The sequence below is a fragment of the Achromobacter sp. genome (genome assembly GCF_032102605.1).
Taxonomy (GTDB): Bacteria; Pseudomonadota; Gammaproteobacteria; order Burkholderiales; family Burkholderiaceae_B; genus Achromobacter.
In genome coordinates this window covers 132,141-156,971 of record NZ_DAMDGT010000003.1, presented here as the reverse complement: position 1 = coordinate 156,971, position 24,831 = coordinate 132,141, and the positions used below count along the sequence as shown (strand labels likewise).

The 24,831-nt window shown below is 66.8% G+C and carries 24 protein-coding genes; 9 read left to right on the top strand and 15 right to left on the bottom strand.

The window, feature by feature from the left end; translation table 11 throughout:
• Window positions 1–20 precede the first annotated feature (20 nt).
• A complete protein-coding gene (locus RT614_RS08640) occupies window positions 21–398 on the bottom strand; it encodes a DUF423 domain-containing protein (RefSeq protein WP_313621699.1) in 378 nt (125 codons plus the stop codon).
• A gap of 253 nt (window positions 399–651) precedes the next feature.
• Between RT614_RS08640 and RT614_RS08635 the strand changes: the two genes are divergently transcribed.
• From RT614_RS08635 to RT614_RS08625, 3 genes are all read left to right on the top strand, one after another.
• Window positions 652–1,137, top strand: a complete 486-nt coding sequence (locus RT614_RS08635) for an antitoxin Xre/MbcA/ParS toxin-binding domain-containing protein (protein ID WP_313621698.1) — start codon at window positions 652–654, stop codon at window positions 1,135–1,137.
• 5 nt (window positions 1,138–1,142) lie between these two features.
• Complete coding sequence (locus RT614_RS08630; protein ID WP_313622041.1) at window positions 1,143–1,655, top strand: RES family NAD+ phosphorylase; 513 nt, start codon at window positions 1,143–1,145, stop codon at window positions 1,653–1,655.
• A 142-nt stretch (window positions 1,656–1,797) separates the two neighbouring features.
• Window positions 1,798–2,532 carry an SDR family oxidoreductase gene (locus tag RT614_RS08625; RefSeq protein WP_313621697.1) on the top strand — a complete coding sequence of 245 codons (735 nt, stop codon included), beginning with the start codon at window positions 1,798–1,800 and terminating at the stop codon, window positions 2,530–2,532.
• On the opposite strand, the gene RT614_RS08620 is transcribed toward RT614_RS08625, so the two are convergent.
• The 3 genes from RT614_RS08620 to RT614_RS08610 all read right to left on the bottom strand — a co-directional run bounded on the left by RT614_RS08620 (window position 2,470) and on the right by RT614_RS08610 (window position 5,827).
• Window positions 2,470–3,420 carry a LysR family transcriptional regulator gene (locus RT614_RS08620; protein ID WP_313621696.1) on the bottom strand — a complete coding sequence of 317 codons (951 nt, stop codon included), beginning with the start codon at window positions 3,418–3,420 and terminating at the stop codon, window positions 2,470–2,472. The two genes, RT614_RS08625 and RT614_RS08620, sit on opposite strands and share 63 nt — an antisense overlap.
• Before the next feature lie 70 nt (window positions 3,421–3,490).
• Window positions 3,491–4,552 carry an alcohol dehydrogenase gene (locus tag RT614_RS08615; protein ID WP_313621695.1) on the bottom strand — a complete coding sequence of 354 codons (1,062 nt, stop codon included), beginning with the start codon at window positions 4,550–4,552 and terminating at the stop codon, window positions 3,491–3,493.
• Window positions 4,553–4,618: 66 nt separating this feature from the next.
• The gene (locus RT614_RS08610) at window positions 4,619–5,827 is read right to left on the bottom strand and encodes an ABC transporter substrate-binding protein (protein WP_313621694.1); all 1,209 of its coding nucleotides are present in this window, start codon (window positions 5,825–5,827) and stop codon (window positions 4,619–4,621) included.
• Between the two features lie 213 nt (window positions 5,828–6,040).
• Between RT614_RS08610 and RT614_RS08605 the strand changes: the two genes are divergently transcribed.
• Entirely contained in the window at window positions 6,041–6,781 is a 741-nt protein-coding gene (locus tag RT614_RS08605; RefSeq protein ID WP_313621693.1) for an IclR family transcriptional regulator, read from the top strand.
• A gap of 13 nt (window positions 6,782–6,794) precedes the next feature.
• Here the strand turns inward: RT614_RS08605 and rocF are convergent, their stop codons facing one another.
• Together rocF and rocD are read right to left on the bottom strand one after the other, a co-directional pair.
• On the bottom strand, window positions 6,795–7,733 hold the full coding sequence (rocF, locus tag RT614_RS08600) for an arginase (RefSeq protein ID WP_313621692.1): 939 nt from the start codon (window positions 7,731–7,733) through the stop codon (window positions 6,795–6,797).
• Window positions 7,734–7,791: 58 nt separating this feature from the next.
• A complete protein-coding gene (rocD, locus tag RT614_RS08595; RefSeq protein WP_313621691.1) occupies window positions 7,792–9,027 on the bottom strand; it encodes an ornithine--oxo-acid transaminase in 1,236 nt (411 codons plus the stop codon).
• 163 nt (window positions 9,028–9,190) lie between these two features.
• On the opposite strand from rocD, the gene RT614_RS08590 reads away from it, so the two are divergent.
• Both RT614_RS08590 and RT614_RS08585 read left to right on the top strand, forming a co-directional pair.
• Window positions 9,191–10,012 (top strand): MetQ/NlpA family ABC transporter substrate-binding protein, encoded by an 822-nt coding sequence (locus RT614_RS08590; protein ID WP_313622040.1) that lies wholly within the window; start codon window positions 9,191–9,193, stop codon window positions 10,010–10,012.
• A 108-nt stretch (window positions 10,013–10,120) separates the two neighbouring features.
• Window positions 10,121–10,576 (top strand): Lrp/AsnC family transcriptional regulator, encoded by a 456-nt coding sequence (locus tag RT614_RS08585; RefSeq protein ID WP_313621690.1) that lies wholly within the window; start codon window positions 10,121–10,123, stop codon window positions 10,574–10,576.
• Window positions 10,577–10,592: 16 nt separating this feature from the next.
• Here RT614_RS08585 and RT614_RS08580 read toward each other — a convergent pair whose 3' ends face one another.
• From RT614_RS08580 to RT614_RS08545, 8 genes are all read right to left on the bottom strand, one after another.
• Window positions 10,593–11,762, bottom strand: a complete 1,170-nt coding sequence (locus RT614_RS08580) for a metallophosphoesterase (protein ID WP_313621689.1) — start codon at window positions 11,760–11,762, stop codon at window positions 10,593–10,595.
• Between the two features lie 105 nt (window positions 11,763–11,867).
• Window positions 11,868–13,088: an alpha-hydroxy acid oxidase gene (locus RT614_RS08575; RefSeq protein ID WP_313621688.1), complete on the bottom strand. Its 1,221-nt coding sequence runs from the start codon at window positions 13,086–13,088 to the stop codon at window positions 11,868–11,870.
• A 190-nt stretch (window positions 13,089–13,278) separates the two neighbouring features.
• Window positions 13,279–14,148, bottom strand: coding sequence for an archaetidylserine decarboxylase (asd, locus tag RT614_RS08570; protein ID WP_313621687.1), 870 nt, complete (start codon window positions 14,146–14,148; stop codon window positions 13,279–13,281).
• Between the two features lie 135 nt (window positions 14,149–14,283).
• Window positions 14,284–15,915, bottom strand: a complete 1,632-nt coding sequence (locus RT614_RS08565; protein ID WP_313621686.1) for an ATP-binding cassette domain-containing protein — start codon at window positions 15,913–15,915, stop codon at window positions 14,284–14,286.
• A 291-nt stretch (window positions 15,916–16,206) separates the two neighbouring features.
• On the bottom strand, window positions 16,207–17,076 hold the full coding sequence (locus tag RT614_RS08560) for a CoA ester lyase (protein WP_313621685.1): 870 nt from the start codon (window positions 17,074–17,076) through the stop codon (window positions 16,207–16,209).
• A gap of 10 nt (window positions 17,077–17,086) precedes the next feature.
• The gene (locus RT614_RS08555) at window positions 17,087–17,809 is read right to left on the bottom strand and encodes a response regulator transcription factor (RefSeq protein WP_313621684.1); all 723 of its coding nucleotides are present in this window, start codon (window positions 17,807–17,809) and stop codon (window positions 17,087–17,089) included.
• Window positions 17,810–18,138: 329 nt separating this feature from the next.
• Complete coding sequence (locus RT614_RS08550; RefSeq protein ID WP_313621683.1) at window positions 18,139–18,633, bottom strand: hypothetical protein; 495 nt, start codon at window positions 18,631–18,633, stop codon at window positions 18,139–18,141.
• A 67-nt stretch (window positions 18,634–18,700) separates the two neighbouring features.
• On the bottom strand, window positions 18,701–19,300 hold the full coding sequence (locus tag RT614_RS08545) for a GNAT family protein (RefSeq protein ID WP_313621682.1): 600 nt from the start codon (window positions 19,298–19,300) through the stop codon (window positions 18,701–18,703).
• An 85-nt stretch (window positions 19,301–19,385) separates the two neighbouring features.
• Here RT614_RS08545 and RT614_RS08540 point away from each other — a divergent pair, with 85 nt between their 5' ends.
• Window positions 19,386–20,621: an FAD-binding oxidoreductase gene (locus tag RT614_RS08540; protein ID WP_313621681.1), complete on the top strand. Its 1,236-nt coding sequence runs from the start codon at window positions 19,386–19,388 to the stop codon at window positions 20,619–20,621.
• A gap of 6 nt (window positions 20,622–20,627) precedes the next feature.
• Here the strand turns inward: RT614_RS08540 and RT614_RS08535 are convergent, their stop codons facing one another.
• The gene (locus RT614_RS08535; protein ID WP_313621680.1) at window positions 20,628–21,761 is read right to left on the bottom strand and encodes a 3-deoxy-7-phosphoheptulonate synthase; all 1,134 of its coding nucleotides are present in this window, start codon (window positions 21,759–21,761) and stop codon (window positions 20,628–20,630) included.
• A 384-nt stretch (window positions 21,762–22,145) separates the two neighbouring features.
• Between RT614_RS08535 and RT614_RS08530 the strand changes: the two genes are divergently transcribed.
• The gene (locus RT614_RS08530; protein ID WP_313621679.1) at window positions 22,146–23,372 is read left to right on the top strand and encodes an EAL domain-containing response regulator; all 1,227 of its coding nucleotides are present in this window, start codon (window positions 22,146–22,148) and stop codon (window positions 23,370–23,372) included.
• Window positions 23,373–23,518: 146 nt separating this feature from the next.
• On the top strand, window positions 23,519–24,829 hold the full coding sequence (locus RT614_RS08525; RefSeq protein WP_313621678.1) for a ferric reductase-like transmembrane domain-containing protein: 1,311 nt from the start codon (window positions 23,519–23,521) through the stop codon (window positions 24,827–24,829).
• Window positions 24,830–24,831 lie beyond the last annotated feature (2 nt).

Sequence of the window (24,831 nt, the reverse complement as noted above, 5' to 3'; positions counted from 1 at the left end):
GGTGGGGGGAAATATTGCGTTCAGCCTTGGGCGCGCCAGGCGGCGAGCGCGACCATCGCCCACGCGGCCAGGAAGGCAGTGCCGCCAAAGGGCGTGACGGCGCCCAGCCAGTGGGTGCCAGTGAGCGACAGGACGTACAGGCTGCCGGAAAACAGCACGATGCCCACGAACATGACGACGCCGGCCGCGGACAGCAACGGCGAGCCGAAACGGGCGCCCAGCAGGGCGATGATGAAAATACCCAGCGCGTGGACCAGGTGATACATCACGCCGGTCTGCCAGACGGCCAGGAGTTCGGGCGTCAGCATGCGCTTCAGGCCGTGCGCGCCGAACGCGCCTGCGCCCACCGCCACCATGAGGTTCAACGCCGCGAGTATCGTGAGCTGCCTGTCCGTCATTGCTAGTCCTTGTATGAGCCTTGGGGAAATTGCCGCCGCCTATGATATCTGCCCGATGGGGGAAAGGCGGCGGTGCGAGCTTGGGCAGGGTGCCTTGCCCCGCGGTTTCCATTTGGGATATTATAAATTCAATTTGGTACTTCCAGCCGCGCGCGAAAGGGGTTGCAATACACCGAGCGCAGCGGCCGTATTGCAACATCGTGAATGCAACGCCCTGATTGCAGCGCCACTGCCACGGCGCCCGGAGCCAGCCATGACCATCGCCCTTGCCGACAAGTCCCCCGCAAAGCGCGGCGCAAGCGCCAAGCGTCCGCCGCGCCACGCCGCGTCCCACGCCAAGCAGCTGTTCCGCGGGCTGGTGGACAGCCCGTTGACGGACATCGCCCGCGACGTGCGGCGGGGCCTGCCCGCCCAGATGGTGGATGACGCTGCCGACTTCCTGCAAGTGCCCAAGGCCGAGATCATGGCCATCACCGAGGTCAAGGCGGCCTCGCTGTCGCGTTGGACGCGGGAGGGCCAGGCGCTGCCGTTGGGCGAATCGGACCGCCTGGCGCGCGTCGCCCGCGTGGCGCGCGTGGCGCGGCAAGTGCTGGGCAGCGACGAGGAAGCGGTGCTGTGGCTTAATACGCCCGTCCCCGCGCTGGGCAACGTCAAGCCTTTGTCCCTGCTTACCTCCGACGCCAGCAGCCGCATCGTGGAAGACACACTGGCGCGGGCCGCCGCCGGCGTCTACGCATGACGGACATGGCGGACTTCGTTTCCCTGTGGCGCATCGGCACCACGGCGGGCAAGTACCGGGCGGACGATCTCAGCGGCGCCGGGGCGGCGGCCGTGGGCGGACGCTACAACAGCCCCGGCACGCCGGTGGTCTATGCCTCTTCCAGCGTGGCGCTCGCCGTGCTCGAAACGGTGGTGCACTTTGCTGCCCGCGCGTCCGAGCAAGCCAACCGCTATCTGATCGAACTGGCCGTGCCCAATGCCATCTTCGAAGCGCGCCAGACCTTGTCCTTGAGGCAGTTGCAGGAAGACTACCCGTTCTGGGAAGCCGTGCCCTTTGCCGAAGCATCGCAGGCGGTCGGCGACAACTGGGTGGCGTCGGGCGTGTCGGCGCTGCTGGCGCTGCCCAGCGCCATCGTGCCGTATCGCGGCGTGCCGGACTGCAACTTCCTGATCAATCCCGCGCATCCCGACGCCGAGCACATCGTCGTCGTGCGGCGGGAGCGCTTTATCTACGATCCGCGGCTGCGGCCGGCGTAGTGCGCAAGCGGTCTTGATCGCTGGCACGCGATCCAGCGCCACACCCTGCGCATCGGAAATCCCGATGCGGCGATCGAACCTTCCTTCTGGCGCGTGTGGGCGGCCCGCGCCACCATGCCCTCACTTCAAAGAAGAGGTGAGTATGAACAATCGTATGGATGGGCAGCGGATCGTGGTGGTCGGGGGCGGGTCGGGCATGGGGCTCGCCTTCTGCGGACGGCTGATGCGTTTGGGGGCCGAGGTCGTGATCGTGGGGCGTTCGCGGGAAAAGCTGGAAGCCGCGCGGGAGTCGCTGCGCGCGTCCGGCGAGCCGCAGCTGCACCCGGCCGATGTGACGCGTGAAGACGAGGTGCGCCGGCTGTTCGAGGAAACGGGTCGCGTGGACCACCTGGTCTGTACCGCCGCCGACATCCGCGGCGCCTATGAGCTGCTGCCGGATCTTGCGCTGGACGCGTTGGACCGTGCAATCCGTTCCAAGGTCGTCGCGCCGATCCTGCTGGCCAAGCATGGCGCGGCGCGCATGACGGCGCGCGGCTCGATCACGCTGACGTCCGGCATCGCGGCGTATCGGCCCCGTCCCAAGGGCGTTGCGGTGGCGGCGATCAACGCCGCGTTGGAAGGCGTCGTGCGCGCCATGGCCGTCGAGCTGGCGCCGCTGCGGGTCAATGCGGTGTCGCCCGGTTGGGTGCGCACCCCCATCTGGAACGATGTCGCGGGGGCCGATAGCGAAAGGCTGCTGGCGTCGATGGCGGAGCAGTTGCCGGTGGGACGGGTCGGCACGCCCGACGACGTTGCCGACGCCATCCTGTTCCTGCTAGGTAACGGCTATACGACCGGCACGGTGCTCCATGTCGAGGGCGGACACCGGCTCGTCTGAATACGCCACGGCCGCCTCCAGCAGCTTGATGAACGCCGACACGTGCGGTGCGGGCGTGCGCTCTGGCGACAGCAGGCAGATCGGAAGACCTTCGCCAGCGCTGGACAGGGGCCGGGTTTCGACGCGCGCCGAAAGCGGCGCGGTGTCCACGGCCAGGCGAGGCAGCACCGCCACGCCCATGCCTGCCGACACCATCTGCATCAGGGCCGGTACGCTGTCGGCTTCGGCCCTGATGCGGGGACGCACGGGCGCTTGCTGCACCAGCACGTCCAGGTACTGCCGGTAGCGGCAACCGGGCATGGTCGCGATAAGGGGGAAGGCCGCCAGCGCGTCGGGGGCCACGGCTTCTGCGGCGGCAAGCTCATGGCCGGCGGGCATCACGACGACCGGCATGTCGCGCGCGATGAGACTCGCCCGTAGCTTGGCGTCGCTGGCCGGCCAGCCGTGAATCAGGCCCACGTCAGCCGTGCCGTCGAGCACGGCTTGCACCGTGTCGGCGGAGTTTCTTTCCTGGATGGCGACCTGGGCCGAAGGATATCGCTGCGCAAATTGCAGCAGCATCGGTGTAAGGAGGCAGGCGCAAAGCGTCTGCGGCGCCGCGACGCGGATCGAACCCGGAGATTCGCCGACGTTGTCGCGGATCGCGCGTAGGGCATCGTCGGCCAGCGTGAGGAGTTCACGGGCCCGCACCGCCAGCCGCTCGCCCGCGGCGGTCAGCGCAAGCCGGTTATTGCTGCGCACGAACAGCGCTTGTCCGAGGCTGTGTTCAAGCGCCTGCACTTGTTCGGTGACGGTGGGCTGGGACAGATGCACCTGCGCGGCGGCCTTGGTGAAGCTCAAGGTCTCGGCAGCCGCGAGAAAGGTCTTCAAGTGCCGTAACTGGAACATGCGGATCCGAAAGTGGTGCGCCGGGCGCCCGGCCGGAAGCGGGGCGCAGCCCGCCGCCGGCCAGTTTACGTCAGTCCACCGTGAGCACGGCCCGTCCGACCACCTTGCCGGCGCGCAGCGCCGCCAGCACGCTGTCGGCTTCCGCCAGCGCGTGGCGATGCACAGGCATCGGCGGCACCTTGCCGGCCCGCACCAGTTCCATCAGTTCCTTCAGTTCGGCAAGGTTGCCCACATAGCTGCCGATGATGGACAGCGCCTTCATCGGGATCAGCGCGATCGGCCACGACGATCCGCCGCCGAACAGGCCGACGATGATCAGCTTGCCGCCCTTGGTCAGGAAGTCGAACGCCAGGGACGTGGTGGCCGGGGCGCCGACCAGGTCGATGGCTGCCTGCACCGGCTTGCCGCCGGCTGCCTTGATGATCTGCTGCGCGGCGTCGGGCGCGGCGCCGTCGATCGCGGCGATGGCGCCGGCGTCCAGGGCGGCCTGGCGCTTGGCGGGGTCGATGTCGACGACGATGGCGCCCGCGCCGCCCAGCGCCTTGATCAGGGTCAGGCTCATGAGGCCCAGGCCGCCGGCGCCGAAGATCACCACCGGATGATCGCGGTAGATATCCGCGCCGATCTTCTTGAGCGCGGAGTAGGTGGTCAGGCCCGAGCACGCATAGGGCGCGATCTGCGCCGGGTCCAGGTCGCCGATGTCGATGAGGTAGCGCGGGTGCGGCACCAAAATGTGATCGGCGTAGCCGCCCGCGCGATGCACGCCCAGGCAGGCGGGCGCCGTGCAATGGTTTTCCATCCCGGCGACGCACGACGGGCACTTGCCGCAGCCGATCCATGGGTAGACCAGATAGTTGCGGTCGGTGGCCAGCCCTTGCGCATCGGGCCCGGCCGCGACCACGGCGCCCACCGTTTCATGGCCCATGGTCAGCGGCAGCGAGACGCCGCGATCCTTCAGGGACAGCGTTCGGCCCTGGCCCAGATCGTAGCCCCCCTCCCACAAGTGGATATCGCTGTGGCAGACGCCGGCCGCGCGAACTTTCAGCAGCACCTGCGACCCTTGGGGAGTGGGCGTGGGCTGGTCCATTTCCTGCAGGGGTTCGCGGAAATTGACGACGCAAAAGCACTTCATGGGTTGTCTCCTTTATGTTTCGCTTCACCTTGCCGCCGGACGTGACGCCGGCGCCGCAGGCGGCATCTACTTTTTGACGAGAGGGCATTCGCTGTCGGCCAGCGACACGAAGACCTTATCGCCCGGCACCGTGGACAGGATGCGGTAGAAGTCCCCGGCGTACTTGGATTCAGCGGGCTTTTTCACTTCCACCAGATACAGGTCCATGATGACGCGTCCGTCTTCAGGGCGCACCCGGGCATTCTTGATCAACTTGGTCGTGATGGGCAATTCGCGCATCTTCTGGTTGACCGCGGCCGCCTCGAACGTGCCGGCCGCCTGCGCCGCCTGCAGGTAATGCGTGGTGGCCACGTAGCTCAATGCCTGCACGATCGATGGCGCGCGCGTGACGCCCATCTTCTTTTGCCAGCGCTGCGTCCAGGCGCGCGTGTCTTCGTCGGCGTCCCAGTAAAAGCCCGTGGGGAAGGTCAGGCCCTGGGCCACGGGCAGGCCCATCGCCTGCACGTCGTTGATGAAGGTCAGGAAGGTCAGCATGCGTTGCTTGCCGCCCGCCAGGCCGAACTCCTGCGCCTGCTTGATCAGGTTGACCAGGTCTCCGCCGGCGCTGGCAAGGCCCACCACGTCGGACTTGGACGATTGCGCCTGGACCAGGAACGACGCGAAGTCCAGCGCGCCCAGCGGGTGGCGGGTGCTGCCCACCACCTTGCCGCCGGCGCCCTGGACGAAGCGCGTCGCGTTGCTTTCCAGGGATTTGCCGAACACGTAGTCGGTGGTGATGAAGTACCAGGTCTTGCCGCCGCCTTCCACGACGCTCTTCACGACCGCGTTGGCCAGCGCATAGGTATCCGGCGCCCATTGCGTGCTGAGGTTGCTGCATTGCTTGCCGCTGAAATCGCCCGCGAAGCCGCCGCTGATAAGGGCGGTGCCGCCTTTTTCGCGCGCGACGCCCTGCGCGGCCAGGCCCGCCGAACTGGCGCCGCCATCCACCACTGCGACCAGATTCTGGGTGTCGAACCACCGCCGGACCAGCGCAGACGCCACGTCGGCCTTGTTCTGGTTGTCCGCTCCAATGACTTCGACCGTCTTGCCTGCCACTTTGCCGCCGAAGTCCTCCACGGCCATGCGCACGGACATTTCCGAGCCCAGGCCGCCCAGGTCGGAATAGATGCCGGATCGGTCATTGGACACGCCCAGCCGGACGACGTCGGACTGGGCATGGGCAGTACTGGCGGCCAAGGCGGCGGCCAGGGCCGCCAACACGGGTTTGATACGCATCTTTCTGTCTCCCCGGCCCGTGGGCGGGCCGATTATTGAACGTTATTGATGACGCGGTAACTCGGGAAGGCGGCGCCGGTGCTCCAGCCGGCTGAAATTTATTTCTTATTGGTGAATGTAAATTCCTGTGCAAGAATTTATGTACCCGCCTATGAAAAGTCAACCGGGTGGACTACCTAGGCCAGGCGCGGAACGACAAAAAGGAGGATCGCCGTGGAAGTGAAGTTGGTCGCTCGCACGCTGGATCTGATCGAACTGTTTGCAGAGGCGCGGCGGCCCATGCCGCTGACCGAGCTGGCCCAAGGCCTGGGCGCGCCCATGTCCAGTTGCCTGGCGCTGGTGCGCACATTGGTGGCCCGGGGCTATCTGTATGAGGTAAGGCGGCGCGGCGGCTACTACCCGACGGCGCGGCTGTACAGCCTTAGCGGGCAGATCCTTGCCGGCGACCCCTGGCTCGAACTGGTTCGGCCGCGCCTGCAGGCGCTGCGTGATGCGGTGGACGAGACCGTGATGCTGGGCAAGATCCAGGACGGAGCCGTGCTGTTCCTGGACGTGGTTGAGGCGCTGCAGCCCGTGCATTACGCCGCCCGGCCGGGCGAGCGCCGGCCCCTGCATACCAGCTCGGTGGCCAAGGCGATCCTCGCGCGGCTGCCTGCCACCGAACGCGAAAACGTCCTTGCGGCCGCGCAATACACGCGCTACACGGACCACACGTTGACGACGCGCGAATCGCTGCTGGCCGACGTCGATCTTGCCGCCGAGCGCGGATGGGCGTCGAACGTGGGGGAAAGCGTCATCGATCTGACGGGCCTGGCCGTGGCGCTGGACCTGGGCGGCGAATGGTATGCGCTATGCCTGGCGGGGCCGACGCCCCGTGTGTGGGATCAGCGCGACGCGAACCTGGTTCACCTGCGCGACGCGGCCGACGCGATCCGGCGCGACCGCGAGGGATAGAACGGGGCGGCGGCTACGCGCCGCGACGCACCAGCGTCGACTTGCCGAACAGGCTTTCGATCAGATCCACGGCGAGTTCGGCCGTGCGGTTGCGCACATCCAGGGCGGGATTCAGCTCGACCACGTCGAGCGAGCGCATGAGGCCGGTGTCGGCGATCATCTCCATGCAAAGCTGGGCCTCTCGATACGTGGGGCCGCCTCGCACCGTGGTGCCGACGCCCGGCGCGATCTCGGGATCCAGGAAGTCGACGTCGAAGCTCACGTGCAGATGGGTGTCGGCGTCCAGATCGGCCAGGGCGGCCTGCATGGTGGCCCGCATCCCCATCTCGTCCAGGTAGCGCATGTCGAAGACGTCGAGCCCCGCGTCGTGGAGCAGGCGCTTTTCGCCGGGATCCACGCTGCGGATGCCGATCTGCCGCATGCACGGCGGCTCGATGTCGGGGCATGCGCCCGACATGCCGATCAGGGGCGCCGGGCCGTTGCCGCACAGGCAGGCGACCGGCATCCCGTGGATGTTTCCCGTCGGCGTCAGCGTGTTGGTATTGAAGTCGGCATGGGCGTCCAGCCAGAGCACGCGCAGCTTCTTGCCGGCGCTGCGGCAATGGCGGGCGACGGCGCTGACGGATCCGATGCCCAGGCTATGGTCGCCACCCAGCAGCACCGGCAGTCGGCCCCGGGCCAGTTCCGCGTGCACCGCGTCGTGCACCGCCTGGTTCCACGACGTCACTTCCTGCAGATGGCGGTAGCCGTCCACCGGCGGCAGCCAGGGGTTGGCCGGGCCATACAGGTTGCCGCGGTCTTCGACCTGGAACCCCTGTGCTTGAATGACGGGCCCCAGATTCGCGACGCGCAGGGCTTCCGGCCCCATCGACGCGCCGCGCGCGCCGGCGCCGATATCCGTGGGGGCGCCGATCAGGGTGACGTGCTCGGGCAGGGTGGGCGTGTTCTGCAATTGAAGTGCTCCGTTGTGGCGGTTCAGTGTGTCGCGGGGCCGATCATGCGGCCCGCGGTCAAGCTTCGGACAGCACCGCCGCCAATTGATCGCAGGCCCAATCGACCTCGTCGCGCGTGATGACCAGGGGCGGCGACAGCCGAAGGGTATGGACGTGGGTGTCCTTGACCAGCAAGCCCCGCGCCTGGAGACGTTCGCACCAGCGCCGGGCGCCGCCCGCGTCCGGCTCAAGCTCGACGGCCAGCATCAGCCCACGGCCTCGCACCTGGCGCACAGGACCGGGCAGCGCGCGCAGGCGGTCAAGACAGTGCGCGCCGAGCGTTGCCGCGTTTTCGATCATGCCTTCGTCGATCAGGACGCGCAGCGCGGCGCGGGCGATGGCGCACGCCAGCGGGTTGCCGCCGAAGGTGCTGCCGTGCTGCCCGGGCTGGAACACGCCCAGCACGTCGGCATTCGACAGGACTGCGGACACGGGGTAGAAGCCGCCAGACAGCGCCTTGCCAATGAGGGTGACGTCGGCTTCGATGCCTTCGTGTTCTTCGGCAAGCAGCTTGCCCGTGCGCCCCAGGCCTGTCTGGATTTCATCCAGGATCAGGGTGATGTTCCGTTCCGTGCAGCGCTGGCGCACCCGGGTGAAGTACCCCGGCGGGGGAATGACGACGCCGGCCTCGCCCTGGATCGGTTCGACCAGAAACGCGACCGTGCGGTCGGTGATGGCCGCGTCGAAGGCGTCGTAGTCGCCAAAGGGCACGATCTTGAATCCCGGCGCGAACGGTCCGTAGTGGCCGTAGGCGTCGGGGTCCGTCGAAAACCCGACGATACCCAGCGTGCGCCCATGGAAATTGTTGGCGCAGACGATGATCTCGGCCTGGTCTTCAGGCACGCCGCGCACCTCGTAGCCCCATTTGCGCACCGCCTTGATGGCGGTTTCCACGGCCTCGGCGCCGCTGTTCATGGGCAGGATCTTGTGGGCGCCCGTAAGGCGCGCCAGGTCTTCGTAAAAGCCCGCCATCTGGTCATGGCGGAACGCGCGCGACGTGAGGGTCAGCTTCTGGGCCTGTTCGGTCATGGCGGCCAGGATGCGCGGGTGGCAGTGGCCCTGGTTGACCGCGGAGTATGCGGACAGACAATCAAGGTAGCGGCGTCCGTCCACGTCATAGAGCCAGACGCCGCTGCCCCGCGCGATGACCACGTCGAGCGGATGATAGTTGTGCGCGCCTAGCTGGTCTTCGATGAGGTCACGACGGCTGGCAGCGGACTGCTGGCCGGGCTGGGGGGTCGGAACCGCGCTCATGAGCATCTCCCAAGGGCGTACTGAAAGCCATGTTAGCGCCGCCGGGCCGGCCTGACATTGCCATTGCGTGACAAAGGCCTTTGGAGGCCGCCGGCGCCCGGTGCTGCACAATAGCGCCTGTGCCGGACCGTCGTTCGGCGTTCGGACTACCTGGATGGCCTACATGCTTGTGCACCAATTGCTTTTGAAACTGACGCGCGGCGCGGCCGTGGCCGCGTTGGGGCTGGCGATCTGCGCGCCCGCGACGGCACAAGAGCAGCCGCTGCGGATCGGCGTGATCGCCAGCGTGGCCAACGAGGCCACCGAGCTGGCGATCGCCCAGGCCAAAAAGGAAGGGCTGGACGTCAAGCTCGTGGAATTCAATGACTGGGTGCTGCCCAACATCGCGGTGGCTGATGGCTCGGTGGACGCCAACTTCTTCCAGCACGCGCCTTTCCTGGAACTCTTCAACCAGCGGCGCGGCGCGAACCTGCAACCGATCGCCTACGGCTATTCGACCACGATCGGCTTGTTCTCCAAAAAGCTGAAAAAGGGCGACGCAGTGCCGGATGGCGCAACCATCGCAGTGCCGAATGATCCGGTCAACACCGGCCGCGCCTTGCTGCTTCTGCAGTCGATGGGGCTTATCACGCTCAAGCCGGGCGTGGCGCATCAGGCCACCCTGCAGGACGTGGTGTCCAACCCGAAGAAGCTCAAGTTCGTGCAGATCGAGGGTTCGCAATCGGCGCGCACGTTCGACGACGTGACGGCGTCTGTCACTTACACGACCTTCGCCAAGCAGGCGGGCCTGAACGAAAAGGATGGCCTGGCGTTCGACAATACCGATCCGGACAGCATCCGGCGCTACGCCATCCGCTGGGTGGCCACGCCGGAAAAGGCGCAGGATCCCCGTCTGCTCAAGTTCATCTCCATCTACCAGAATTCGCCCGAGGTGAAGAGCACGCTGAAGCGGCTGTACGGCGACCTCATTTCTTTCCCCTGGTAGGACGGCCTGCGGCGCCGCGCGCCCGGACATTGGAATAAAATAAGGGTTTACACCGATAAACCCTTATTTCATCAAAGTGCCTCCGCCACTTGGCGGAACGCGATTCCAATGTCAGACCTAGACGACCGCGACCGTAAATTACTGACCCTGCTGGCTGACGATGCCTCGCCCAGCTACGCGGAACTGGGGAAACTCCTGAACCTGTCGGCGCCGGCGGTGCACGAACGGGTCAAACGCCTCAAGCGCGATGGCCAGATCAAGGCCATCGCCGCCAAACTCGACGGCGCGAAGATGGGGCGGCCGCTGTTGGCCTTCGTGCACGTGGACACGAACAACTGGAGCATCACCCAGCAGGTGCTTGGGCTTGCCGAGCTGACCGAGGTCGAGGAAATCCACACCATCACGGGCAAGAGCGCCATGCTGCTCAAGGTGCGCGTGCGCGACACGCAGGCGCTGGAGCTGCTGCTGGCGCGCATCCACAAAATCGAGGGCATCACCAACACCACCAGTGACATCGCCCTGACGAGCTACCTGGAACGCGGTCCGCTGCCCGAAGACAGCTGACCCGCCTGCTGCGCGGTCAGCGCGCTGGCGCGGATCGAAGCCGCAGACGCGTGATTTCCGAAGGGGCCCATAGCCGCTTCGGGGGGCCCCAGTATCCGGTGCCGCGGCTGGTATAGACCCACATGCGCCCCAAACGGTGCAAGCCCGCGGTGAAGGGCTGCTGGAAGCGCACGAAAAACCCCCACGGAAAGAACTGCCCGCCATGCGTGTGGCCGGAGAGCTGCAGGGTGTAGCCCACCGGCTCCGCGGCGGCCGCGCTGCGGGGTTGGTGCGCAAGCAGGATGCGGGGAAACGCGTCGGCAGGAGCGCTCGCCAGCGCCGCCCGCGGATTGCTGCGATGTTGGGGGTCGAACGCGCCTGCGCTGTAGTCCGTCACGCCAGCCACCACCATCGGCAGGCCCGACGGGTGGATGACGACATGCTCGTTCATCAACACGCGCAGCCCCATGCGCCGGAACTCGGCGATCCACGGCCCGGCGCCCGAATAGTATTCATGGTTGCCGGTGACCAGATACACGCCGTAGGTCGCGCGCAACTGGCCCAGCGGGCTGGCCTGTGCGGCCAGTTGCTCGACGCTGCCGTCGACCACGTCGCCGGTGATGGCGACCACGTCCGGCAACTGCGCGTTGACCGCATCGACGATGGCTTGCACGTAGCGCCGTTTGATCGTGGGACCGACGTGGATGTCGCTGATCTGCACAATGGTGAAGCCGTCCAGGTCCTGCGGCAGGCCCGAAATCGGCACATCCACGTCGATGACGCGCGCTCGGCGCCTGGCGTTGTAGAGCCCGGCCAGCGTGCCCGCCATGGCAAGCCCGGCAACCGCCCACGCGCTTGCTCTTCGCAGCGTTACCCAGGGCAGGTCGGCGTTAATGGCCACGTTCGCCAGCCACAGCGCCAGCAGCAAGGCATCGCGCAACACGGTCAGCACGAACAGGGAAGAAAACAGGCCCATCGCCAGCAGGCCGACCCAGGCGATGCGGTCTCCCCAGGGCGGGTGGATGGACGATCGCGCCAGCATGCCCAGGGGGATGAGCACGCAGGAAGCCACCAGGAAAAGAATCGCGGCGGCGGCGCCTTCGCCGCCAAGCAGCAGGTCGGGAATGAGTCGGGCGCCGACGTAGACGTGGGCCAATGCGCCCAGGGTCAGGAAGCGCAGGAAGAATGAGGATTGGCGTAAGGACACGGAGGTACGGGACGCGCCAGCCAATCGGGCCGGCGCGCGGGTAGCAAGGGAATCGCCATTCTATGCCCGCCGCGCCCGCTGCGCGGGGTCGGAGCCCCCCCCACGTCAGGACGGCAGCTCGCCTTCGCGGCAGATGAGGCTGGCATCCATCTCGCGCAGCCGGTTGATGCCCAGCATCGCCATGTTGCGGTCCACTTCGGCGCGCAGCAGCCCGATGGCGTGCTCCACGCCCGCCTGGCCGCCCACGGTCGCGGCGTAATTGAAGGGCCGCCCCACGAAGACACAGCGCGCGCCCAGCGCCAGCGCCTTCAGCACATCGCCGCCGCGCCGCACGCCGCTGTCCATCATCACCGTCATCGCGCCGGCCTGGGCGACGACGCCGGGCAGGGCGAGCAGCGGCGAGATGGCGCCGTCGAGCTGGCGCGCCCCGTGGTTGGAAACGATGATGCCGTCGGCGCCATGCTGGCGCGCCATTGCCGCGTCGCGCGGATGCAGGATCCCCTTGATGATGAGGGCGCCGGGCCACTGGCGGCGGATGCGCGCCACGTGCTCCCAATTCAGATGGTCGCGCGCCGTGAAGTCGCGCAGCACCGTCGACGACACGATGGGCGCGCCGCGCGTGGCGAAGGAATTCTCGAAGTGGGGCATGCCGTGGGCGAGCAGCGTGCGCAGGAACGTGCCGGCCAGCCAGCGCGGCCGGGTGATGCCGTCCAGGGCCAGCCGCAGGCTGGGCTTGAGCGGCGTGGAAAAGCCGGTGCGCACATTGTTTTCGCGATTGGCGGACACGGGGATGTCGACGGTCAGCACCAGCGTCTCGTAGCCGGCGCGCCGCGCCCGTTCGATGAGCGCGTCGATCTTTGCGGGATCGCCGGGAAGATAGGCCTGGAACCACGTGCCGGGAGCCTCTTCAATGACGGCTTCGAGCGGGATCAGCGACGTGCCGCTGAGAATTGCCGGGACGTTCTGTTCGCGCGCGGCGCGGGCCAGCACGATATCGCCGCGGTAGGCCGACAGGGCGCTGATGCCCATCGGCGCGATGCCGAAGGGCGATGCATAGGTGCGGCCGAAGAGTTCGGTCTGCTGCGTGCGCGCCGACACGTCGACGAGAACGCGGGGCGTGAACGCATACCGGGCGAAGGCGTCGCGGTTGTTGCGCAAGGACTGGTTGTCCTCTGCAGCGCCGGCGATGTAGCCGAAGATAGGGCGTGGCAGGCGCCGTTTTGCGGCGAGTTCGAAGTCGTCCAGCGATAGCATGCGTCCCAGCGCGCGAGGCAGGGGGCGGACGGCCGCGCGGACGTTTGCGGCGGGTAGGGCGGTGGAAGTCATGGCGGGCCGGCAAAAGCCCGTAATCTAGCAACGCCGTTCCATCGCATAAAGCGAATAAATGCGGAAGCGCTTCTTCGATTTCAGTAAAGAAGGGGCAATGGGACGGACCGTCGGGCGCATGACAAGGGCGGCTGCCCAAGGCCGATCCAGAATGCCGCGCAGCGTCTTGCCACGCGGCTCCCCGCGATGCTTAAGCCGTAACGGGCAGCGCCAGCAGTTCGCCCATGCGCACCGGACCCAGCACCGATGGCGTGTCGGCCCAACGGATCTTGTTCGGTCCGAACAGGACGATGGCGGTGGAGCCCAGCTTGAAGCGGCCCATTTCCGCGCCTTTCTCAAGGTGGATGGGCGCGCGAGCGGCGGGGTCGTAGCGCACCGACTTGACGCGGCGCTTGTGGGGCGTGACCAGGCCGGCCCACACGGTCTCGATGGACGCCACGATCATCGCGCCGACCAGCACGACCGCCATGGGACCGTGTTCCGTATCGAAAATGCAGACGACACGCTCGTTGCGGGCGAACAAGCGCGGCACGTTGCGCGCGGTGAGCGGATTGACCGAGAACAGGCGGCCGGGCACGTGGATCATTTCGCGCAGTGTGCCCGCGACGGGCATGTGGACGCGGTGGTAGTCCTTGGGCGACAGGTAGATGGTGGCGAACTGCCCGCCCTGAAAGGGTGCGGCGCGCTCAGAGTCGCCTCCCAGCAGATCCGCCAGGCCGTAGCTGTGGCCCTTCGCCTGGAAGATGCGGCCCTGTTCGATCGCGCCCATCTGGCTGATGGCGCCGTCCGCGGGGCACAGCACCGAGCCGGGTTCGTCATCCAGCGGACGCGCATCGGGCTTCAAGGCGCGCGTGAAGAAGTCGTTGAAGCAGTCGTAGGACAGCGGATCTTCCTGCAGGGCCTCGCGCATGTCGACGCCATACTTGCGGACGAAGCGCGAGATCATCCAGTTCTTGACCGCGGGCTCGCGGCAGTCGGACGCGTATCCGAAGAATCGCGACACCAGGTGGTGGGGCGCAAGATACTGGCTGGCAAGAAATAGTTGGTCTTTGATCGGCATCTACGAGCGCTAAAAAACGCGTCCCGCATGCAGCGGGACGTGGTTGAAGGTTGCCGCAGGCGCCCGGATGAAACCGGACGCGGGCAATTCGCGGGATTGTAACGCGTCCCGCGCCGTGCGGGCAGATCGTAGCGCTCAGGCGGCCTTGGCCGACAGCTTGGTCTTGTAGAGCCAATCCTTGTAGTCGTCCAGGTCGCCGTCGAACGGGCTGACCTTGCCGTCGGCCACGATGATGAACTGGTCGGTGGTGGCGCGCAGCAGATGGCGGTCATGCGACACCAGCACCAGCGTGCCCTCGAACTGCGCCAGGGCGGTCGTCAGCGCTTCCCGAGTTTCCAGGTCCAGGTGGTTGGTGGGTTCGTCCAGCAACAGCAGGTTGGGGCGTTGCCACACGATCAGCGCCAGCGCCAGACGGGCCTTTTCACCGCCCGAGAATGGCGCGATGGAGCTCGTCGCCATGTTGCCGTTGAAATTGAAGCTGCCAAGGAAGTTGCGCAGCTCTTGCTCGCGGACCGTGGGCGCAATCTTGGTCATGTGCCACAGCGGCGACTCGTCGTGGCGCAGCATTTCGACCTGATGCTGCGCGAAGTAGCCGATCGACAGGCCCTTGTTGAACTGGGTCTCGCCGGCCAGCGAGCCGAGTTCCCCCGCGATGGTCTTGATGAAGGTCGATTTGCCTGCGCCGTTGATACCCAGCAGGCCGATGCGCTGACCCGCCTGCAGCGAAAAGTTGACGCCGGACACGATGATCTTGTCGGACACGGCTTCGGTGGCTTCGTCCTCGATGCGATAGCCCGCGCTGACCTTGTCCATGGTCAGAAGCGGATTGGGCGCGCGCAGCGGCTCGCGGAACTCGAACGAGAATTCGGCGGCCGCGCGCAGCGGGGCCACCTCTTCCATGCGGGCCAGCGCCTTGATCCGGCTTTGCGCCTGGCGCGCCTTGCTGGCCTGCGCCTTGAAGCGGTCGATGAACGATTGCAGGTGCGAGCGCTGGCGCATCTGCTTTTCCATCATGCCCTGCGCCAGTTCCAGCTGTGCGGCGCGCTGACGCTCGAACGACGAGTAATGTCCGGAATAGCGCTTGAGCTTGCGATCGTCGATGTGGACGATCACGTTCACCACGCCGTCCAGGAAGTCGCGGTCATGCGAGATGACGATCAGCGTGCCGGGGTAGCGCTTGAGCCAGTCTTCCAGCCAGATGATCGCGTCGAGGTCCAGGTGGTTGGTGGGCTCGTCCAGCAGCAGCAGGTCGGACGGGCACATCAGCGCCTGCGCCAGGTTCAGGCGCATGCGCCAGCCGCCCGAAAAACTGGTAAGCGGCAACTGCATCTGGGCCTGCGTGAAACCCAGGCCGGTCAAGAGCTGTTCGGCGCGGGAATGGACCGTGTAGGCGTCGGCATCGGCCAGCGCCGCGTAGATGTCGCCCATCCGCAGGCCGTTCTCGGGGCTTTCCGGTTCCGCTTCCAGCGCGGCGAGCTCGGCTTCCAGTTTGCGCAACGCGACGTCGCCGTCGATGGCGTATTCGATGGCGGGCCGGTCCAGGGCCGGCGTCTCTTGCGCCACGTGGGCAACGCGCCACGACGACGGGTAGTCGAGGTCGCCCTGGTCGGCGTGCAGCGTGCCGCGCAGCAGACCGAACAGGCTGGACTTGCCTGCGCCGTTCGCGCCAATGAGGCCGATCTTGTCGCCGGGGTTCAGAAGCAGGTCGACCTTGTCGAGCAAGGGCTTGACGCCGCGCATGAGGGAAACTTGTTGGAAGCGGATCATGAATCTAGGGGCAGGAAGGCGCGCAGGCGCGGCAAGGTTCCCGCCACAAGGCGCGGCGCAGAAAAGGGAACCGGGGTTGTATCGCACGCGCGGCAAGCGCGGGGCGCGAAAGACGGAGCGAGAGGAGGGTTGGGCCAAAGCTGATGCGGCCGACATTGTACCGGGCGACGCGGCGGGTCGGTTCGAGACGGGCAAATACGTCTTCCGGCGGGCTGCGCTGGCCCGTGAGCCAACCGCCGTATCGGCCCTCGGTCTTGTTCAGGCCACGCGGCTTACTTCAGGCCACGCGGCTTACTCCGCGGCGATGGCGGCTGCCAACGCCAGCACGCGTTCGGCCTCTTGCGCGTGCAGGTTTTCCACCAACGCGCCATCGACCACGGCCACGCCCATGCCCGCGGCCTGCGCGGCCTGCCAGGCGTCCAGGCGCTTGCGCGCACTGGCAAGTTCGTCGGCGGTGGGCGCAAACGCGGCGTTGGCGGCCGCGATCTGGCCGGGGTGGATCAGGGTCTTGCCGTCAAAGCCCTGATCGCGTCCCTGACGGCAGGCGTCCGCCAGGCCGGCGTCGTCGTTCAAATCCAGATGCACGCCGTCCAGCACGGCAAGTCCGTGCGCGCGCGCCGCCATGACGGCCAGCGATCGGGCCAGCAGGGTTTCGTCGCGCGAGGGCGTATGGCGGGCGTGCAGGTCCTTGACCAGGTCGGAGGTGCCGACGACGATGGCCGCCAGCCGCGGGTGGCCTCCCGCAATGGCGTCCAGGCGCAGGAACCCCAGGGGCGTTTCGGCCATGGCCCACAGCGGCAGGTCCGCCGGGGCGCCCGCCGCATCCAGCGCCTGGGCCAGCGCGGCCAGTTGGGCAGGCGATTCGACCTTGGGCAACAGCACCGCATGGGCGCCTGCCTGGGCCACGGCGCGCACGTCGTCCAGCCCCCACGGCGTGTCCAGCGCGTTGACGCGCACAATGCACTCGCGCCGTCCATAGCCGCCGTCGCGCAAGGCGGCGGCTACCTGTTCGCGGGCGAGGCCCTTGGCGTCGGGAGCGACGGCGTCTTCAAGGTCCAGGATCAGCGCGTCGGCATCCAAGGTGCGCGCCTTGGCGAGCGCGCGCGCATTGGCGCCGGGCATGTACAGGACGGAACGGCGAGGGCGGATGACGGCGTTCATGGTTGCAGTTTCAAAGTTTGGGAAGGCTGCCGATGACGGTGACGGGCGTGGTGCAGACGTAGCCCACGCCATAAACCGTGCGGATGCCGAGGTCGCCGCCCGCCTGCGCGCGCAGCTTCCGGCGCAGCCGGTGCATGTGGGCGTCCAGGCGATGCGTGTCGTAGGCCTCGGCGCTGGCGCCCAGGGCTTCGACCAGCCGCGCGCGCGACAGCGGCAGCGGCGCGGCCTGGATCAGCGCGCCGATCAGGCGGCTCTCGGTATCCGTGATGTCCACGCAGACCTGGCCGGGCGAGGTCAGGGTGCGGCGCGCCGGGTCGAATCGCCATGCATCGGAGTCGGCATCGCCCACGTCCAACGCCGGCACAACTCGCAGGCGGCGCGACAGCGCGACCAGGGTGGCGCCCAGTTCCGCCAGGTTGACGGGCTTGGTGAGGTAGTGGTCCGCACCCAGGCTGAGTCCGGACACCTTGTCTTCGCTGAGCAGGCGCCCCGTGAGCATGATGATGCCCATGGAAGGGTAGGTCGTGCGCAGATGCGACACGCGCGCCAGCCCGTCGCCGTCTGGAAGCATGGCGTCCAGAACGAGGATGGCCGGCGTGACGGTCAGCAGCAGTTTATCCAGCTCGGCCAGCGAGCCAGCGGTGAGGATGGCCTTGTCCAGTCCGAGGTCCTGGATGTACTCGGCGATGGAATCGCGCCAGTCTCCGTGGTCGTCGACGACGATGATCGTCACGGCGCTGCGCGCTCCCGCGCGCCTTGGGCGTACATGTCTGCTGTTGTCATGCTACGGGTTCTACTTTTAGGGGAGCACGACGGCGCGGGCGCGCGGTCGGCCGGATGCGATACGTTTCGTATCCCGGTTTCCTGCGCAGAATATCATCATCGCCCGTTGCGGCGGCGCGGCAGGGAACCCGGATGGCATCCGGATCCGGCACAAAAAAGTGCTGGTCAAAAATTGAGCAGGCCGTTCTGCATCGCCCGAAAGGACATCAGCCGGGCGTTTGGGTTTTTCTTATCCACAATTTCTGTGGATAAGAAAAACGACGGTGGATACCGTCCGTTTTATGTAGGAAGCAGTTCAACCGGCACGCCATCGGGCACTTTGCGCATCCGATCGCGTTCGATCCGTCCCGGCGCAAAGCGCGTCTTGCGCGCAGCAGCATTCTGCAGCAGCACTGACAGCACCGACCCCTTGTCCTGGATCCAGTGCGTCTTGCCGCGCAGGAGCTTCATGGCGTTCTCAGGCGTGCCCAGGCGGTAGGACATGGCGTTGATCTCGATCGAGCTTTTGCCATTGAACACGGACTCGTCCTGTTCGGTGATCGCCGCGGCGTCCAGGTTGCTGCTTTCATGGTCGACGCGGTAGACGAACTTGAAGCCGCTGAAAGGGTCCTGGATGACGATGAGCTTATCCGAACCGGAAATATCGGACAGCATGCCGAGCACGCGCGATTCGACCAACTGGTTGCCGCGTTGTTCTTCGGTGTAAATGAAAATGCTGTGGCGCACGCGGGCCGATTGGGCCGGCGCGGCCGGTACGAGGCGAGAACGATCCATACCTGACTGGAAAATTGCGGAAGGGGCGCAAGGCCCGGGGACTGCGGAAAGAGCGAAGCGGCGGGGCCTATCCGGCGGGATGCAAACGCGCCTGGAGGCGCGCTTTCACCTTGGGCCAGTCCTCGTCGAGGATGGCGAAATAGACCATGTCGCGTGCGCGTCCCGACTGCGCGATCAGATGCTTGCGAAACACACCTTCTTCGACGCCGCCGATGCGGAGTATGGCCTGACGCGACTGCGTGTTGCTCAACTCCGTCTTGAACACGACGCGCATGATACCAATTGTTTCAAAGGCGTGCTGTAACAACAGGAATTTGGCTTCGGTATTGGCGCCCGACCGTTGACTGGCCGGGGTGAGCCACGTAGCGCCGATCTCGAGCCGCCGATGCGCAAGCGCAATGTCCATATAACGCGTGGACCCGATGATCTGGCCCGTGCTTTGCAACACGATGACAAAGGGCAGGCACGTGCCTTCGCGCTGGCTCTCCAGGGCGCGATCGACGTAGCGACGCATGTCCTCGGCGGTGGCGACGGGCTCGGGCTGCAGGCGCCACAGATCCGGGTGCAGCCCGATGCGCGCTAACTCGCCGGCATGATCGGAGGTCAAGGGCTTCAGGCGAATGATGTCGCCGACAAGGATGACGGGCTGCAGAGCGGGCTGAACCATGGCGGGATCCTTGATCGGCGGTTGGCTGGGATTCTACGCCGCGGCCTTCTTGCCGAACACCTGCCGCGGGCGCAGAATGCGGCCCATGAAAACAGACGTGGTGGTCCTTGGCGCGGGCATCGTCGGCGTCAGCGTAGCGTTGCATCTGGCGGCCCGTGGCCGCTCGGTGGTTCTGCTTGACCGGCGCGGGCCGGGCGAAGAAACGAGCTACGGCAATGCCGGCCTGATCGAGCGCGCCAGCGTCATCCCGTATGCCTTTCCGCGCGACTGGCGCAGCCTCTGGCGCTATGCGCGCAACAACACGCCCGACGTCAGCTACCACACGCGCTTCCTGCCGCGCATCGCTCCGTGGCTGATGCGCTACTGGTGGCATTCGGCCCCCCAACGGCTGGAGCGCGCCGCGCAGGCGATGCTGCCGCTTATCGAGCGCAGCGTGGCCGAGCATGACGCCTTGCAGGAAGAAGCCGGAATATCGGGTTTCTTTCGTCGCAACGGCTGGATCGACGGAGTGCGCACACAGGCGGGGCTTGCCCAGGCGGTTGCCGATGCCGAAGCGCTGGCGCCTTACGACCTGGCCTACCGAGTACTGGACCGCGCCGCGCTGGCGGCGCTGGAGCCTTCGCTATCGCCACGCCTGGCCGGCGCGGTGCATTGGCTGGATCCGGTGAACGTGTCCGACCCGGGCGCCGTGACGCGGGGCTATGCCGCGCTGTTCGAGCGGCGGGGCGGAAGAATGGCGCGGGGCGACGCGCGCAGCCTTCAGGCTTCGGGCGGCGGCTGGCGCGTGCAGGCCGAAGACGGTCCCGTCGACGCGGCCGACGTGGTGGTGGCTTTGGGGCCGTGGTCCCCGGACGTGCTGCGGCCACTGGGCTACCGCATCCCGATGGCCGTCAAACGCGGCTATCACCAGCACTTCGCGCTGGAGAACGGCGCAAGCCTGTCGCATCCCGTCGCCGACATCGAAAGTGGTTTCGTGGTGACGCCGATGACGCTGGGCGTGCGGTTGACGACGGGCGCGGAATTCGCGCCGCGCGACGCCCCGCCGTCCCCCGTGCAGATCGCGCGGACCCGCAAGCTGGCCGGCGAGTTGCTGCCGCTGGGGGCCGCCGTGGAGCGCGAACCCTGGATGGGATGCCGGCCCTGCATGCCGGACATGCGGCCGGTCATCGGACCGGCGCCGCGTCATCGAGGGCTATGGATGGCGTTCGGCCATGCGCATCATGGCTTCACGCTGGGGCCGGTGACCGGCAAGCTCCTGGCCGCGATGATCACCGGCCAGGCGCCGGAATTCGATCCGACGCCGTACCGCCTGGGGCGCTGACCGGAATCAGCCGCGGGCAGCCAGTTTTTCGCGACGCTGGCGCACGGCCAGGGCCAGGGCGGCCAGCACCGGTTCGGTCTGCGTCCAGCCCAGGCAGGCGTCCGTGATGGACACGCCGTGGCGCAGCGGCTGACCCGGCTTCAGGTCTTGCCGGCCTTCCTCGAGATGGCTCTCGATCATGACGCCCGTGATGCGGCTGTCGCCCTGGGCGAGCTGCGCGGCGATGTCATTGGCCACGTCGACCTGGCGCAGGTGCGACTTGTTCGAGTTGGCGTGAGAGCAGTCGATCATGACCTGTTCACGCTGGCCCGCGGCGCGCAGCGCGGCGCAACAGGCGTCGACGCTGGCGGCGTCGTAGTTGGGGCCTTGCTTGCCGCCGCGCAGGATCACATGCGTGTCCTGGTTGCCGCGCGTTTCGAAAATGGCCGCCATGCCCATCTTGGTCATGCCCATGAAGGCGTGCTTGGCGCTGGCCGCGACCATGGCGTCGGCCGCGATCTGCACGCCGCCGTCGGTGCCGTTCTTGAAGCCCAGCGGGCAGCTCAGGCCAGAGCTGAGCTGGCGGTGGGACGGGCTTTCGGTGGTGCGCGCGCCGATTGCGCCCCAGGCGATCAGGTCTGCGATGTATTGCGGGCTGAGCAGATCCAGGAATTCGGTGGCGATGGGCAGGCCAAGGCCGCCGATGTCCAGCAGCAGTTCGCGGGCGCGGCGCAGTCCTTCGTTGATGCGGAAGCTGCCATCCAGGCGCGGGTCATTGATGTAGCCCTTCCAGCCGACCGTGGTGCGCGGCTTCTCGAAGTACACGCGCATGACGATCAGCAGATCGTTCTTGTGCTGGTCGGCGGCGACGCGCAGTTTGCGCGCGTATTCCATCGCCTGGCCGTGGTCGTGGATGGAGCACGGGCCCACAACCAGCACCAGCCGGTCGTTGCGGCCATGGAGCACGTCGGCGATCTGGGCGCGGCTGGTCTCGACCAGATTCTGGATGTCGGCCGATACGGGCAGTTCGTCCTGCAGCAGGGCGGGGGAAATCAGCGGACGCACCGCGCTGATGCGCGTGTCGTCGGTGCGCGTGTTGTCCTGGGTGGCGTCGGCCGCGCCGACCTCGCGGTCGTGCAGGGGATCATCAATGCGGGTCAAGGGAGGCTCCGTGCCGTAAATGCGGAAAGACCGCCATTATCGCACCCGCGGCATTTCGGCGCGGCCCGCGGTCCGGCGATGCGGGAAAACGGCCGCTGGAGCGCCGCATGAGGCTGCCATCGCGCCGCAATGCGCAGCGCAGGCGCCACCCTTTGCCGCCCATGCCGGGCCCGAGGATTGCGGACATATGGCGGATACGTCGACGCCTACGTCTATCGGCGACGCGGTGAATTAACCCGTTATCGATAAAGACATGCCGCGCGCGGATGCCGTAGCATTGATCCAGGTTATCCGGCCGGCCGCCCTCGAAGGCGCGCCCTATGCAAAAAGCGGGGCCTATCGCCCAGCCTTCTCCACAGTGAACAGGTCCGAGGATGGTCAGCAATGCCTAAATCCGATGCCGGTGCGGTCCGACGGATCCTTCTCGTGGAAGACCATCCCGTCGAGCGGGCCTACCTGCAGAACATGCTGCTGGCGTTGGGTTATCACCGTGTCGCCGGCCTGGGAAGCAGCATCGAGGCCGTGGGCGCCATGACGCGCCAATACCATGACGTGCTGATTAGCGACATCGTGATGGGCGAGGGCGATGGCACGCGCCTGCCCAATGATCTGCGCCGCCTGGTGGATTCGGGACGCCTGAAGAGCATGCCGCCCATCATCTGGATAAGCAGCCTGAGCGACGAGTTGCTGCAGTCGCACGTGCGGCTGGCCTTGCAGGCGGGCTGTCCGTCCGCGCAGGCCCTGTCCAAGCCGGTGTCGCGATCCGCCATGCATCAGGCCATCAAGAATGCCCTGCACAGCATCGACGACGAATCGGCTTCGCCCCACCAGCCCAAGTCGGTACGGCGCGAAGTCATGGAAGCGGCGCTGGGCCAGGCGCTGACGTCGGGAAAGGGAATGAGCGTGGTGCTGCAGCCGCAGATCAGCCTGTCGACGGGCCGAGTGGTGGCGGCCGAGGCGTTGTCGCGCTGGGTGCATCCCGACCTGGGCGCGATATCCGCGGCCGACTTCGTGCCGGCGGCGCATCGCCTGGGCATGGACCGCATGCTGTTCAGCCGCGTCACGGACAGGGTGCTGGAAGTATTGCGCCGCATGCAGGACGAGGACATCGCCGTGCCCGTGGCCATCAATGCGTCCGCATCCACCTTGTGTTCGCGCGACCTGCCGGGCCTGCTGGAACAACGCGTCGGGCAGGCAGGGTTGCCGGCCCGTCTGATCAAGGTGGAGCTCACCGAGGACGAACCGGTCACCGACTGGCTGGCGCTGTCGTCGACGTTGAATCTTCTACGCGTCAGGGGCTTCGAGCTGGCGATGGACGACTTCGGCGCGGGCATTGCGTCGATGCGTTTGTTCTCCGCCATGCCGTTCACCGAATTGAAGATCGACCGCGACTTCATCGTCCATATGCACCGCGAGCCCGCCTCACGCGCCGTCGTGGCCGCCGCGATTGAAATGGGCCGGGTGCTGGGGCGTCGAGTGGTGGCCGAGGGCGTCGAACAGGAGCGCGACGTGCAACTGCTGCGCGAGCTGGGCTGCGACGTCGCGCAGGGCTACGGGATTTCGGTGCCGCTCGAGGCGGACGCCTTCATCACGTTCTGCCGCGCGCATTGAACCCTTATTTTTTGCCCGGCCACGCTTGACTCGGATCAAGCGGCGCCGGCGCGCCGGAAAATGTCGTCTCGCGGCGGGACTACCATTGCAACAGGCGGGCCGCAAAAGCGCATCGCAGCTCGCGATCTTCAATGGAGCGAATGCCGATGCGACGACTACTCACCGCTGTTCTTCTTGCCTCGGTTCTGGCGTGGGCGGGCGCTTGTTGGCTGGAGCCTCCCGCGGCGCTGAACATCTGGACGGCGCGCGACCAGCTTATCCTGCTGACCGGGCTGTCCGCGTATGTCCTGATGGCTTTGATCATGCTGCTTTCGGTCAGGCCCAAGTGGCTGGAGAGCAGGCTGGGCGGCCTGGACAAGATGTACCGGCTGCACAAGTGGAGCGGCATTCTGGCCACCGCGCTGGCGGCGGCGCACTACCTTGTCAAGCTGGCCAAACCCCTCCTGTTGGTTGTGTTCGACCCGGTGGCCAAGACGCCCCGCGCAGCCGCCATGTTGGACTTGTTCCGGGGCTCGGCCAAGGATTTGGGGGAATGGGCCGTATGGATCCTGCTGGCCATGATGGCGCTCACGCTCTGGCGGCGGTTTCCCTATCACGTGTGGCGGCAGGTGCATCGCATTGCCGCGGTCATCTTCCTGGTGGTGGCGTTCCACGGCGTGGTCCTGACGCCCGCCGCATGGTGGTGGCAGCCCGCCGGGTGGCTGGTGGGTGTGGCGACCGCGGTCGGCACAATCTGCGCCGTGCTGGCGCTGACGGGCAATATCGGACGAGCTCGCCGCTACCGTGGCAGGGTGCTGGTCGTGCGGCGCCTCTCCGAAGACATCTTGTCCGTGACCTGCAAGGTGGAAGGGAACTGGAGTCATCGCGCCGGTCAGTTCGCCTTCCTGACCGTAGATCGTCGGGAAGGAGCCCATCCGTTCACGGTCTCGGGCGCGGACGACGGCGCCGGCAGAGTCCAGTTTTCCATCAAGGCGCTCGGGGATTACACGCGCCGCCTGCAAAAGTCGCTGACGGCCGGACAGGCCGTGACTGTTGAAGGACCCTACGGTTGTTTCGACTTTCAGCGGGACGATGGCCGGCCTCAAGTTTGGGTGGGCGCCGGCATCGGCGTCACGCCGTTCATATCGTGGCTGGAATCCTTGCAGGCTCAGCCCGGCATCGCGCCGCGGGCGACGCTGTACTACTGCGCGCGCAACGCGGAAGACGCGCCTTTCGCCGATCGGCTGCAGGAACTATGCGCGCAAGTGCCAAACGTCACGCTGCAGGTGCGCTATAGCGACAGGCAACGGCCGCTGACCGCCGCCGACCTGGTGCAGCAAGGGCGGGAGAATCAACCGTGGCCCAGCGTGTGGTTCTGCGGCCCGACAGGCTTTGCCGACGCGCTGAAAGACGGCTTGCACCGGCTCGGCATGCCGGTGCGCCATCTGTTTCATCAAGAGGCCTTCCAGATGCGCTAGCC